Origin of the sequence: Novosphingobium jiangmenense, assembly GCF_015694345.1 — a bacterium.
In the GTDB taxonomy this organism is placed as follows: Bacteria; Pseudomonadota; Alphaproteobacteria; order Sphingomonadales; family Sphingomonadaceae; genus Novosphingobium; species Novosphingobium jiangmenense.
Map to the genome: position 1 here is coordinate 102884 of NZ_JADQDC010000002.1, position 12784 is coordinate 115667.

12 protein-coding genes and 1 tRNA gene are annotated in these 12784 nt (G+C 65.0%); 11 read left to right on the plus strand and 2 right to left on the minus strand.

Annotation, left to right across the window (positions count from 1 at the left end; genetic code table 11):
- The first annotated feature begins 15 nt into the window (after positions 1-15).
- Both I2488_RS03080 and I2488_RS03085 read left to right on the plus strand, forming a co-directional pair.
- A tRNA-Arg gene (locus I2488_RS03080) sits at positions 16-92 on the plus strand.
- 1238 nt (positions 93-1330) lie between these two features.
- Positions 1331-1639, plus strand: a complete 309-nt coding sequence (locus tag I2488_RS03085; RefSeq protein WP_196274359.1) for an FtsB family cell division protein — start codon at positions 1331-1333, stop codon at positions 1637-1639.
- A gap of 22 nt (positions 1640-1661) precedes the next feature.
- Here the strand turns inward: I2488_RS03085 and I2488_RS03090 are convergent, their stop codons facing one another.
- Positions 1662-2408, minus strand: coding sequence for a class I SAM-dependent methyltransferase (locus I2488_RS03090; RefSeq protein ID WP_196274360.1), 747 nt, complete (start codon positions 2406-2408; stop codon positions 1662-1664).
- Between the two features lie 228 nt (positions 2409-2636).
- Between I2488_RS03090 and I2488_RS03095 the strand changes: the two genes are divergently transcribed.
- The 4 genes from I2488_RS03095 to I2488_RS03110 all read left to right on the plus strand — a co-directional run bounded on the left by I2488_RS03095 (position 2637) and on the right by I2488_RS03110 (position 6019).
- On the plus strand, positions 2637-4067 hold the full coding sequence (locus I2488_RS03095; protein WP_196274361.1) for a phospholipase D-like domain-containing protein: 1431 nt from the start codon (positions 2637-2639) through the stop codon (positions 4065-4067).
- A 13-nt stretch (positions 4068-4080) separates the two neighbouring features.
- Complete coding sequence (gene folE / locus I2488_RS03100; RefSeq protein WP_196274362.1) at positions 4081-4695, plus strand: GTP cyclohydrolase I FolE; 615 nt, start codon at positions 4081-4083, stop codon at positions 4693-4695.
- 113 nt (positions 4696-4808) lie between these two features.
- On the plus strand, positions 4809-5258 hold the full coding sequence (locus tag I2488_RS03105; RefSeq protein WP_196274363.1) for a hypothetical protein: 450 nt from the start codon (positions 4809-4811) through the stop codon (positions 5256-5258).
- A gap of 14 nt (positions 5259-5272) precedes the next feature.
- On the plus strand, positions 5273-6019 hold the full coding sequence (locus tag I2488_RS03110) for a TorF family putative porin (protein WP_196274364.1): 747 nt from the start codon (positions 5273-5275) through the stop codon (positions 6017-6019).
- A 45-nt stretch (positions 6020-6064) separates the two neighbouring features.
- Here the strand turns inward: I2488_RS03110 and I2488_RS03115 are convergent, their stop codons facing one another.
- Positions 6065-6544: a peroxiredoxin gene (locus I2488_RS03115; RefSeq protein ID WP_196274365.1), complete on the minus strand. Its 480-nt coding sequence runs from the start codon at positions 6542-6544 to the stop codon at positions 6065-6067.
- 218 nt (positions 6545-6762) lie between these two features.
- On the opposite strand from I2488_RS03115, the gene ahcY reads away from it, so the two are divergent.
- The 5 genes from ahcY to I2488_RS03140 all read left to right on the plus strand — a co-directional run bounded on the left by ahcY (position 6763) and on the right by I2488_RS03140 (position 12784).
- Positions 6763-8172: an adenosylhomocysteinase gene (gene ahcY / locus I2488_RS03120; protein WP_196274366.1), complete on the plus strand. Its 1410-nt coding sequence runs from the start codon at positions 6763-6765 to the stop codon at positions 8170-8172.
- A gap of 124 nt (positions 8173-8296) precedes the next feature.
- On the plus strand, positions 8297-10645 hold the full coding sequence (locus tag I2488_RS03125) for a sensor histidine kinase (protein WP_196274367.1): 2349 nt from the start codon (positions 8297-8299) through the stop codon (positions 10643-10645).
- Positions 10642-11091, plus strand: coding sequence for a tRNA (adenosine(37)-N6)-threonylcarbamoyltransferase complex ATPase subunit type 1 TsaE (gene tsaE / locus I2488_RS03130; RefSeq protein ID WP_196274368.1), 450 nt, complete (start codon positions 10642-10644; stop codon positions 11089-11091). The genes I2488_RS03125 and tsaE overlap by 4 nt, the downstream gene beginning before the upstream one ends.
- Positions 11082-12065 (plus strand): aminoglycoside phosphotransferase family protein, encoded by a 984-nt coding sequence (locus I2488_RS03135; protein ID WP_196274369.1) that lies wholly within the window; start codon positions 11082-11084, stop codon positions 12063-12065. The genes tsaE and I2488_RS03135 overlap by 10 nt, the downstream gene beginning before the upstream one ends.
- Positions 12062-12784 carry a nucleotidyltransferase family protein gene (locus tag I2488_RS03140; protein ID WP_196274370.1) on the plus strand — a complete coding sequence of 241 codons (723 nt, stop codon included), beginning with the start codon at positions 12062-12064 and terminating at the stop codon, positions 12782-12784. The genes I2488_RS03135 and I2488_RS03140 overlap by 4 nt, the downstream gene beginning before the upstream one ends.

The following is a 12784-nucleotide window of genomic DNA, read 5'->3' on the forward strand; positions in this document are numbered from 1 at the left end:
CTAAAGGAAGCGCGGGCGCCCGTAGCTCAGCAGGATAGAGCACCAGATTCCTAATCTGGGGGCCATGGGTTCGAATCCCGTCGGGCGCGCCATATTTCATCTTTATCTCGGTTTTATGTTCGAGCCCTCTGCTTGGGCGGAGACGCTGTGCCTTTTTGATGCTCACGCAAAGCCGCGAAGACGCGAGGGTGTTGCGGTTGGGGTGAGGGGCGTGTGGGTCATGGTTTGTCGGAGTGTGAGACGCCTGCGGCGGGCGCGGCCTCTTCGCGTCTTTGCGGCTTTGCGTGAGATAACTCTGGCGCGGCGCTCGGGTGCCCACCCCGCTGCGACTAGGTTCGCTACGCTCTCCAAGTCTCGCGGCCCTCCCGCAGGCGGGAGGGGTTGGGGGTGGGTATCGCGGATACGCGATATGAGGGATCATCCGCTGGCGAGTGCGGACGGTAACGCCGGAGGGATAAGCACAGATCGCGCGACCGGTGCGGGTGCCGTTTGGCACGCGCGGGGAGGGCGCGGGACCGGTTGCGAGTGGCCGGGGGGCGGTTCCGGACCCCTTGTCGGCTCAGCCTGAGGGCGGACGCATGTGAGAGGACGAAGCTGTGGCAGCGGCTCGCGGGCTGCTTTGGCTTCTGGCAAGCGGCTGCGTGAAAAGAACCTGTCGTTTGTGCTGACAAGTCGCACAATCATGGCGGGTTCCGCATCCGCAGCGTCGCTCAGGGTTCGGCGCCGTGCTATCAGCCCTGGGGTGTCCTGTCTGTCCTTGGGTAACGGCAGTTGTTGCCCGGTGGGTCTTGGGCTTAACGCCCCGCATTGAACCCGCGAGTACCTGCCGCACCGATCGCGCCGGAAGCCTTTGCCACAGCATCAGCTTCCGAAGGGAGAGGAGCGGGTTGGCCTTTTGCCCTCTCCTGACCTGTGGCGGGGCATATAACCTATATGGTTCGTTTTGTCAAGGTGCCTGCACTCACCTCGTCATTCCCGCGCAGGCGGGAATCCAGAAGGTGCGAACGCGGGCGTCGCCGGGCGACGGTGTTGCTTGTCGCTGGATTCCCGCCTGCGCGGGAATGACGAAGGGAGGGGAGTTCGCGCAGAGGCGCGGAGGGAGCAGAGGGCGCGGAGAAGAAGAGAGGGTTTGGGGCGGCTGCGCCGCAGGCTTTTGTTTCCTTGCCTTCCTCTTCTTCTCATCTCCGCGTCTCCCCTTTCTTCTCTGCGTCTCTGCGTGAAACCGAAAAGCGGGGCCCCGGATCCTGTCCGGGGCGACGGTGGCAAGTTGTTGCGGGCTTTCGGTTGAAGTTTCTTGAAACGACGCGGGTTTTGTGATTCAGTTGACACCATGAAACCACGTCGTCCTCTTCTGCCCAAAGACAGCCTGACCCAGTCGCTGGCTCTGGTGGTGTTGCTGGTGCTCGCAGCCGTGGGCGTGGCTGGACCAAGCGGTCTGCTGGCCTGGGGCGAGAATGCGCGGGTGCTGGAACAGCGCCAGCAGGAGATCGCCATGCTGACCGCCGAGCGGGACCGGATGAAGAACCGCGTCGATCTGCTCGATCCGCGCCATGCCGATCCGGACCTCGTCGGGGAACTGCTGCACAGCAATCTCAACGTCACCCATCCCGACGACGTGGTGATGCAGCTCAAGAATTGAGCCGGATTGCGTTTGTGCGCGACTATTCGCGCTTGAGGAACATCGCTTCGCTGTAGCTGCCTTCGATCCTCGCGTCGTCGGGGCCGTAGAGCAGCGTCATCGGTTCTGCGCGGGTGAAGCGCAGTGAGCGTGCCTCGTAGCGCGCGGCCACCGGGGTGTCGCAGAAGCGGAACTGGGCGTTCCAGATCGTCAGCCATCCGCCGGGCACGAGGTGTCGATCGAGTGCCGCCACGGTTTCGGCAAAGCGCGAGAAGGGCAGCAGCGCCGAGCAGGTTTCGCGATCCTCGCGCTCGAGGTTGCCGTGGCGGAAGACGGCCATGGCGAGGATTGCATCGAACTTCTGGTCGCCGAGCGCCGCCACGTCAGCCGCCTCGATGTAGGTGATCGCCGGGTCGGGATGCAGTGCGAGGTGGGCGCGGGCCGTGCGGATCATCGCCGGGTTGGGATCGAGGCCGACGATGCGCGCGTTCGGGAACCAGCGCCGCAGGCTGCGCACTTCGCTGCCATCGCTGCACCCGAACGAGAGGATGCGGGGATTGGCGATCGTCCACAGATGCGCGTCGAGCGCCGTGAAGATTTCGGGATAGCGATCCTCGAACGTGGTCGGCCACGGTTGCAGGACTGCCTTGGCATGGGTGCGCCGCATGCGGGCAATGGCACGACGATCGGGATCGGTCAGTTCACGGATGCAGTTGACGGCCTTGCGCACCTGAGGAACTGCGAGCAGTCCAGTGCGTAGGGACGTCATCAGGCTGAATTCGCGTTCCATCGACCTGTCGAAGTAACCACGGCAGGGCGGCGGTAAAGCCGAAATGGTGTTTTCCTAACTACCGGGCAAGAGATTGCAATCTATCGGCGGGGAGTGGCAAATCATTGGTCAGCCTGGGTCATATATGCGAAGTAACTTTTTGTGACTGAAGCGCAAAATCCGGACTCATCCGTTCCACTCGACCAGGAGGGACGGGGTTCGGAATCCGAATCGGTCTGGCGCTATGCCATGGCGACGCGTGCCCATGCCGTGATCGATGCCGCCGACTACTTTGCGTTGATGCGCGAGGCGATGATGCGGGCGCGGCAGCGCATCCTGCTGATCGGTTGGGACTTCGACACGCGGATCATCATCGGCGGCGGGCGGCGGTGGTGGAACCTGCCGAGAAGGCGCATCTCGCCGGCGAGGTTGGGACCCTTCGTGGTCTGGCTGGCAAATCGCCGCAAGCAACTCGACGTCCGCGTCCTGAAATGGAACTTCGGCGCGCTGAAGGCGGTGTTCCGCGGCTCGATGATGCTCGACCTGCTGCGCTGGTGGCGGCACCCGCGCATCGTGTTCAAGCTCGACAGCGCGCATCCGCTGGGGTGCAGCCATCACCAGAAGATCGCGGTGATCGACGATCGCTTCGCCGTCTGTGGCGGCATCGACATGGCCGGAGACCGCTGGGATACGCGCCAACATCTCGACGATGACAAGCGGCGCAAGCGTCCCGGGGGCAAGCTCTATGGCCCGTGGCACGACTGCACCATGCTGATGGAAGGCGAGGCCGCTGCGGTTCTGGGGCAGTTCGGGCGCAAGCGGTGGGAGCAGGCCGGGGGCAAGCCGTTCGACGCCTGCCGCCCGCAGGAGTCATCGCCCTGGCCCGCGCGCATCGAGGCGGAATTTCGCGACGTGGAAATCGGCATAGCCCGCACTCGCTCGCACTTTGCCGAAGCGCGCGAGGTGCGCGAGGTGGAGGCGCTGTTCCTCGAGCATATCGCGCGGGCGAAGAAGTTCATCTACTTCGAGAACCAGTACTTCGCGTCGCGCAAGATCGCCGAGGCGATCGTCCAGCGCATGGAAGAGGCCGATCCGCCCGAGATCGTGCTGATCAACCCGCAAAGCTCCGACGGTTGGCTTGAACAGACGGCGATGGATGGCGCGCGGGTCAGGCTGGTGAGGGCGATCGAGGAGGTGGATCACGCCGGGCGCTTCTCGGTTTGGCATCCGTTCACCGCCAAGGGAACGCCGATCTATGTCCATTCGAAGCTGACCATCGTCGATGACGAGATCCTGCGCATCGGTTCGGCCAATCTCAACAACCGCTCGATGGGGCTGGACAGCGAATGCGACGTGTTCATCGATTGCGCGCGGCCAGCCAACGGTCATTGCGGCGAGGCCATTGCGCGGCTGCGGATTTCGCTGCTTGCGGAGCATTGCGGTGTCGCACCCGAAGAGGTAGCGGAACTACTCGAGCGGCATGGCACGATGGCAGGTGCGATCGCCGCCGCGCCTCGGGATGGCAAGCGGCTCGAACGGTTTGAGCCGCGCGCGCTGAGCGATGCGGAGAAGGCCTTGGCCGACAATGAGGTATTGGACCCGGAGCGGCCGGAGGAGATGCTGTCCTTCTACCGCCGGGGTCTTTTCAGGAGCCGTTTCCTGCGGCGGCCTGCACGATAGCGAAGGGGATACGATGAGCAGTCTGGTGGGGCCCGACGAAGACGACGATCTGGCCCGGGGCAAGCTGCCCGTACCTGAGGACGTGCAGGACGCGATCCGCACGCTGATCCGCTGGTCGGGTGACGATCCGACGCGCGAGGGCCTGCTCGATACGCCCAAGCGCGTGGCGCGGGCGTGGAAGGAATATTGCCTTGGCTATGGCGAGGATCCCGCCAGCCACCTCGCGCGCCAGTTCGAGGAAGTGGGCGGGTACGACGAGATCGTGCTGCTGAAGGACATCCCGTTCCAGAGCCACTGCGAACACCACATGGCTCCGATCATCGGCAAGGCGGCCATCGCCTATCTGCCGCGCCACAAGGTGGTCGGCATTTCGAAGCTGGCGCGTGTGCTTCACGCCTATGCCCGCCGCTTGCAGATCCAGGAGCGGCTGACGGCCGAGGTCGCCCAGTGCATCTGGGACAACCTCAAGCCGCATGGCGTGGCCGTGGTGATCGAGGCGAGCCATGCGTGCATGACCGCGCGCGGGGTGCGCACGCCGGGCGTGGGCATGGTGACGAGCCGGATGATGGGCACGTTTCTCGACGATACGCGCAGCCGCAAGGAAGTGCTCAGCCTGATGGGCTACTGAAAAACGGCGTTTGGCAAAGAAACGTTACAGTCCAGTGTGTTGGGGGAACATCATGTTCGCCCTATCTTGTGTGTGTCACCGGAAAAAACCGGGGCACATGCAGGAGACAGGACATGAAGACGTTCGCGTTCGCGGGACTTGCCGCAGGCCTGATGCTTGCCATGCCGGCACAGGCGATGGAGCACTCGACGGTCATCGAGCATCCCGCCGGCCAGATCACCGCCGACTACACCGGCGCAACCCGGGTCGAGATGAAGCAGGTGGGCTCGGCAGGCGGCGCCGGACGCGCCTCGTCGCTGCGCTGCCAGTGGTCGGTCTCCCTTTCGGTCGAGCGGCAGGCACGGGTCAGCGCAAACCTGCAGGCAAAGCGCTCGATGGTGCGCGATGACGTGATTACGGGGTCGTCGCCGGGCTGGTGCTCGGAGCGCGGCAACGGCATCGACCGCGTGGTCGAGGCGCGCCGCGAGGACTTGCGCAGCGCGATGATGGCAATGGTCGCGCAGGATCGCGAAGTGATCCTCGTTGAAGCAGAAGGAGCCCACGCCGGTCAGCGCGAGGGCTGAGGAGACATGAATTGATGATCCGCATCCACCGTTGGCAAGCCTTTGCAGCCGTTGGCGTAATGGCGACAGTGCAGTCGCCGCAGGCCATGGCCCAATCGGTGGAGGTGGGCGTTGAAGCGACCACGGACGAAGTCCGGCGCGGCCTCAGCTGGAGCGATGGCGAAATCTCCGCTTCGGCTGATGCCAGCGTCGGCTTTGCCGGGCTCGATGCCTCGGTGCGCATGGCGGCGCTGCGCAAGTCGGACCGTCATGCCAATGCCGACGTCGTCGGCGACGTGGCGATCGGCAAGGACTGGAATGCGGGTGCGATAACCCTGCGGACGGAGGCCATCGGCCACTTCTTCGGCGGGGCGGACATCGGCGCCGACTATGGCGAGATCGGCCTTGGCGCGCGCTATTCGATAGGACCGCTGCAGGTGCGGGCCGATGCGTTCTATGCACCCAAGCAGGACGCGATCGGAGGGGACAATCTCTACCTGCGCGGGTCCGCCAATGCCGGGATTCCGGGGTTGCCGATCAGCGTTTCAGCCTCAGTGGGATATACGACCGGAGACACGAAGGATTCGCGCTCGGCGCGCCTTCGTCCTGCGGGGGACTACGCCGACTGGAGGCTGGGTGTCGAGTACAACCAGTTCCCGTTCACGATCGGGCTGGACTATGCGGGGACCGACATCGACACCTCTGGCATAACGGTTTCGCCCTATGCCGATCTCAAACACGCTGGCGACCGGGTGCTTGGCCGGGTGCGGCTGTCGTTCTGAGGCCGCATTGAAAAAGGCCCCCGTTTCCGGGGGCCTTTCGATCAATCAGATATTCTCGATCATGTGCTCTGCCGAGCTGACCTTGAAGTCGCCCGGGGCTTCGACGAACAGCTGCTCGACGACACCGTCGTTGACGACCATCGAGAAGCGCTGGCCGCGCTTGCCGAGGCCAAAGCCCGAACCGTCCATGGTGAGGCCGAGCGCTTCGGCGAGGTCGCCGTTGCCGTCGGCGAGCATGGTCACGTCGGGCGAGCCCGAAGCGGCGCCCCAGGCCTTCATCACGAAGGGATCGTTGACGGCGGTGCAGGCGATCTCGTCGATGCCCTTGGCCTTGAGGTCGGCAGCCTTTTCGACGTAGCCCGGCAGGTGCTTGGCCGAGCAGGTCGGGGTGAATGCGCCGGGGACGGAGAACAGCGCGACGCGCTTGCCCTTGAAGTAATCGGCCGACTGCACGGCTTCGGGACCTTCGGCGGTCGCCTTGACGATCTTCACGTCAGGCAGCTTGTCACCAACAGCGATTGTCATCCCCATCTTCCTTTCGTTGCGCCGGGCAAGCGCCCGGTCCGGTATGGCACGCGAGATATAGGGATGGGCGAGGGGTCTGCAACCGGTCCGGATGGTCCAGAACGAATTTGCGATATAAAGAAGTCTTTATATTAAGTTTGCAGGTTGCAGCGCAGCACGCTATGGGCAGCGCAGAGGCGCGCTGATTTCGCGCGGATGATTTTTCAGGAGACTGCTTCGTGGCCAGCGTGCTTGACGCCAAGAACGATTACGTGATCGCCGACATCGGCCTTGCCGACTTTGGCCGCGCCGAAATCCGCATCGCCGAGACCGAAATGCCCGGCCTGATGGCGCTGCGCGAGGAATTCGGCGCTTCGCAGCCCCTGAAGGGCGCGCGCATCACCGGTTCGCTGCACATGACGATCCAGACCGCCGTGCTGATCGAGACGCTGGTTGCGCTTGGCGCGGAAGTCCGCTGGGCGACCTGCAACATCTTCTCGACGCAGGACCACGCAGCGGCCGCAATCGCTGCTGCCGGCATTCCGGTCTTCGCGATCAAGGGCGAAAGCCTCGCCGAGTACTGGGACTACGTGGGTTCGATCTTCGACTGGGGTGACGATGTCACCGCCAACATGATCCTCGACGACGGCGGCGACGCCACGATGTTCGCGCTGTGGGGCGCGCGCGTCGAAGCCGGAGAGAAGCTGTTCGAGCCTTCGAACGCCGAGGAGATCGAGTTCGTCCGCGCGCTCAACGCCTTCCTCAAGAAGAAGCCCGGCTACCTCACGCAGTCGGTCAAGAACATCAAGGGCGTCTCGGAAGAGACCACCACCGGCGTTCACCGCCTTTACCAGATCGCCAAGGACGGCAAGCTGCCTTTCCCGGCGATCAATGTGAACGACAGCGTCACCAAGTCGAAGTTCGACAACCTCTATGGCTGCAAGGAATCGCTGGTCGACGCGATCCGTCGCGCGACCGACGTGATGCTCGCCGGCAAGGTCGCCTGCGTTGCCGGTTTCGGCGATGTCGGCAAGGGTTCGGCCGCTTCGCTGCGCCAGGGCGGCGCGCGCGTCATGGTCACCGAAGTCGATCCGATCTGTGCGCTGCAGGCGGCGATGGAAGGCTATGAAGTCGTCACCATGGAAGAAGCGGTCAAGCGCTGCGACATCTTCGTGACCGCGACCGGCAACGAGGACGTGATCACCGCCGAGCACATGAAGGCGATGAAGCCGATGAGCATCGTCTGCAACATCGGGCACTTCGACAGCGAGATCCAGATCGCCGCTCTCGACAACTACAACTGGACCGAAGTGAAGCCGGGCACCGACCTCGTCGAATTCCCGGACGGCAAGCAGATCATCATCCTTGCCAAGGGCCGCCTGGTGAACCTCGGCTGCGCCACCGGCCACCCGAGCTTCGTGATGAGCGCCAGCTTCACCAACCAGACGCTCGCCCAGATCGAACTCTTCACCAAGAGCGAGAACTACAAGAACGACGTCTACGTGCTGCCCAAGCACCTCGACGAAAAGGTGGCCGCGCTTCACCTCGAGAAGCTGGGCGTGCAGCTGACCAAGCTCAGCAAGAAGCAGGCCGACTACATCGGCGTGCCCGAAGCTGGTCCGTTCAAGCCGGATCACTACCGCTACTGATCTTGCGATAGCACCAAGAAAACCGGAAGGGCGGCGCGGGGAACCACGCCGCCTTTTCCTTATCGGTAACACAGAGCAAATACCCGCATTGTAATTCCGTGGGGCACGCCGTAGCGAAGGCATGATGCCGCTGCTCAATCAGACAGTACTGGTGCTGATCGGACTGCTGCTTGCCGTGTGGACGGTGGGGGCGGGGTGGCTGGTGCTCGATGCCCGCCGACGCGCGCGCAAGGGCGAGGCGGTGCAGCGTCAGGCGCGCAAGCTGGCGCGGATGGTGGACGAATCGCCGGCGCTGCCACTGCTGGTGCGGGCGGATGGGCGGATCGAGGGTCCTGCGAGACTGGCCGGATGGTTCGGTTTTTCGAGCCTGCCGGGCTACCTTTCCGAACTGGATGCCGATGGTGCAGGGTTCGACGAAGTCCAGCTGGCGCAACTGAGCGACGCTGTGCGCCGGGCGCAGAAGACCGGCGCATCGTTCCGTCTGGCACTTACGCCCAAGGGTGGCGCGCGCAGCCTTTCTGCGCAGGGGCACCTCGCCGATCCACAGGTGTCTCCCGGCGGCGCGGCGCTGGTGTGGTTCTTCGATTTTTCCGAGAGCCAGGAAGAGCTGGTGCGGCTGCGCGCGGAGACCACGGCGGCAAGGGCAGACTTCACCGGGCTGTCCGGCCTGATCGAGGCCGCACCGCTGCCGATGTGGTTTCGCGGCCCGGACCAGCGTCTGCGTCTGGTCAACAGCGCCTATGTCAAGGCGGTGGGAGCGGCCAGTGCCGATGCGGTGATCGAGCAGGGGATCGAACTGATCGAGCCGGTCGACGGCCTCAGCGCCGCGCAAGTGGCCCGACAGGCGCAATCGCGGCGCGTGCCGATCGAGCGAACGCTGCTGGCCACGATCAAGGGACAGCGCCGGGCGGTGAGGGTGACCGATCTGCCGCTGGGCGAGGACGGCATTGCCGGTTACGTTGTCGACATCGAGGAGATGGAGGAACTGATCCGCCAGTTCCGCCGGTTCCGCGAAGCCCAGCGCGAAATGCTCGATACGCTCTCGGCGGGGATTGCCCAGTTCGACGAGAAGCGGAACCTGGTTTTTGCCAACCAGCCTTTCCTGCGAATATTTGGCGTGCCCAAGGCCTGGGTGGTCGATACCCCGCCGTTCGACCGGGTCATCGACCGGATGCGCGATGCCGGACGACTGCCCGAGGTGCGCGATTTCCCCGAGTGGCGGCGCGAACGGCAGGCATGGTTCCTGGCGCGCGAACCGATCGAGGAATCCTGGCACCTTTCGGGCGGCACCCACCTGCGCGTGGTGGGGCAGCCGATGCCCGACGGCGGGTTGCTGATGATCTTCGAGGACCGGACCGAGCAGCTGCAGCTTTCGGCCACGCGCGATACGCTGCTGCGGACGCGGACGGCGACGTTCGACAACCTGTTCGAATCGCTCGCCGTGTTTGCGCCCGACGGCAAGTTGCAGCTGTGGAACCGGCGGTTCGCGGCGGACTGGGGGCTGGAAGAGGCATTCCTCGGCAAGCATCCGCGCGTCGACGTGCTGTTGAACAAGCTCGCCGGACAGCTGAAGCGCCCAGCACAGATCGGGACGGTGGCGCAGGTGATCCAGGCGGCGACGCTCGAACGCAAGCAGCGCAGCGGGCGTCTGGCGCTGGCGGATGGCCGGCATCTGGCGCTGGCCGGGGTGCCGCTGCCCGATGGCAACGGGATGCTGACGGTCCTCGACATCACCGACAGCCAGAAGGCCGAGGCGGCGCTGCGCGAACGCAATGCCGCGCTGGTCGAGGCAGATGCGGTGAAGACCCGGTTCATTGCCAACATGAGTTATGAATTCCGCACGCCGCTGACCTCGATCGGCGGGTTTGCCGAGCTGTTGCAAAGCGGGATTGCCGGTGAACTGACCGAGCAGCAGGACGAGTACGTCGCGGCGATCCTGTCGTCGGTGGCGCGGCTTGGCGAGCAGATCGAGAACGTGCTCGACCTTTCGCAGAGCGAGGCCGGGACCCTGCCGCTGGAGCAGGAGCCGGTCGAGATGTTTCCGCTGCTGACCGACGTGGTCAGGGAGCGGGCAGAGCGGTTGAGCGCGGCGGGGTTGACGCTGGACCTGCGCGGGGACCGTTCCGCTGGAAGCGTGACCGGCGATGCGCGGCGGCTTCGCCGGGCCTTCGGCCAGCTGGTCGACAATGCCATTGCGGCAACGCCGGAGGGCGGGCGGATACTCGTCGAAGCCTCGCGCAAGAAGGGCGGGCCGTTGCAGGTGGTGGTTTCGGACAACGGGCGCGGCATGGAGCCTGAAGTGCTTGCGCGGGCGCTGGACGGGCTGAAGCTGGATGCCGAGGGCAAGGCGGTGGAGCGGCGGCAAGGACTGGGCCTCCCGCTGGTGCGTCAGCTGGTCGAGGCGCATGGCGGGACGCTGGAGCTGATGTCGGAGCCGGGTCTGGGCACGAGTGCCATCGTGGTGCTGCCGTGATCGTCGACCTGCCGGATCATGCGGCGTCAGAGGCGCTGGCGCAGCGGATTGCCGCGCGGTTGCAGGCGGGCGACGTGGTGGCGCTTTCGGGCGGCTTGGGCGCGGGCAAGACGACGCTTGCCCGCGCGATCATCGCGGCGCTGGGCCATCAGGGCGAAGTGCCGAGCCCGAGCTTTGCCATCATCGAACTCTACGAGCCGCCTGCGGTTCGGCTGCCGCTGGTCCATGCCGATTTCTACCGGCTCGAAGATCCGGGCGAGGCCGACGAGATCGGGCTGGACGACTATCGTGAGGGTGCCGCCATGCTGGCCGAGTGGCCCGAACACGCCGGTGGCTTTGCGCATGAGCCGGGCTGCCTTTCGATCATGCTCGAATCCACCGAAAAGGGCAGGCGGGCCATTGTAACGCCGGGCCGGGATTGGCTAGAGCGGGGGTCATGGACCTGACCATTCCTCCGGGCGTCGAGGCTTTCCTGAACAAGGCAGGCTGGATCGGCGCAACGATCGAGCCGCTGGCCGGTGACGCATCGTTCCGCCGCTATTTCCGCATCCGTCGCGCCAGCGGCAATGCCATGCTGATGCATGCGCCGCCGCCCAACGAGGACCCCGAGCCGTTCCTGCGTGCGGCCAAGTGGCTCGATGCCAATGGCTTGCGCGCGCCGCATATCCTTGCCGAGGATGCCGATCAGGGCTTCGTGCTGCTGGAGGACTTCGGCGAAGTGCGGATGCGCGAGTATCTCGACGCCTGGCCGCAGGACGAAGAGGAAGTCTACCGCTACGCCATCGATGCGCTGTTGCAGTTGCGCAAGCTGCCGGCGGGGCCGTTCACGGGCTACACGCTGGCCGAATACCAGCGCGAGGCGCGGCTGTTCATCGAGTGGTACGTGCCGACGCAGTCGCTCTATGTCGACGGGCGTGGCTGGACGGCGGCGTGGGAAGAAGTGATGTCGCACCTGCTGCCGCGCCAGCGACCGGGCGTGACGGTGCTGCGCGATTATCATGCCGAGAACATCATGCTGCTGAACGGGCTCGATCGGCAGGGCTTGCTCGATTTTCAGGATGCCCTGAACGGGCACCCGGCCTATGATCTGGTGTCGCTGCTTCAGGATGCGCGGCGCGATGTCTCGCCCGAGCTCGAGGCGCGGATGCTGGAGTATTATCTGCAGCAGACCGGCGAGGGCGAGGAGTTCCTGGCCGACTACGCCCGGTTGGGCGCGCAGCGGAACGCCAAGATCGTGGGGATTTTCGTGCGGTTGTGGAAGCGTGACGGCAAGCCGCGCTACCTCGATTACATTCCGCGGGTGTGGGCGCTGCTGGAGCGTGACCTTGCCCATCCGGCGCTGGGACCGGTTGCCGCCTGGTTCGATGCCAACATTCCGGCCGAGCTGCGCGCCGCATTCGGGGGAAGCTACGCGGTATGACCAAGCCGCTGGCAAGCGATGTCGCGATGGTGCTTTCGGCGGGGCTGGGCAAGCGGATGCGTCCCTTGACTGCCACGCGCCCGAAGCCGCTGGTGCAGGTGGCGGGCAAGCCGCTGATCGATCATGCGCTCGACAAGCTCGACGAAGCGGGCGTGGCGCGGGCGGTGGTCAACGTCCATTACCTTGCCGATGCGATGGAAGCCTACCTTGCGCAGCGGCAGAGCCCGCAGATCGCGATTTCAGATGAGCGCAGTCAGTTGCTCGAGACGGGCGGCGGGATGGTCAAGGCGTTGCCGCTGATCGGGAGCGATCCGTTCTTCTGCCTGAACTCGGACAACATCTGGCTCGACGGCCCGCGCAACGTGTTCGCGCATCTTTCGGATCATTGGAACGCCGAGAAGATGGACGCGCTGCTGTTGCTGGTGCCGCATGCGCGGGCGTTCAACTATCGCGGCAAGGGCGATTTTCACATGGACGCGATGGGCCGCATTTCGCGCCGTCGCACCGGGCGGGTGGCGCCGTTCATCTACAGCGGCATCCAGATCGTTTCGCACCGCCTGTTGCGCGATGCGCCCGACGGCGCCTTCGGGACGATGACGCTGTGGCAGCGCGCGATCGAGGAGGGGCGGCTCTATGGCCTCTCGCACCTTGGCCTGTGGTACGAAGTGGGCGAGCCGCAGATGATTGCCCCGACCGAGGCCGCGCTCAGGCGCGACTGA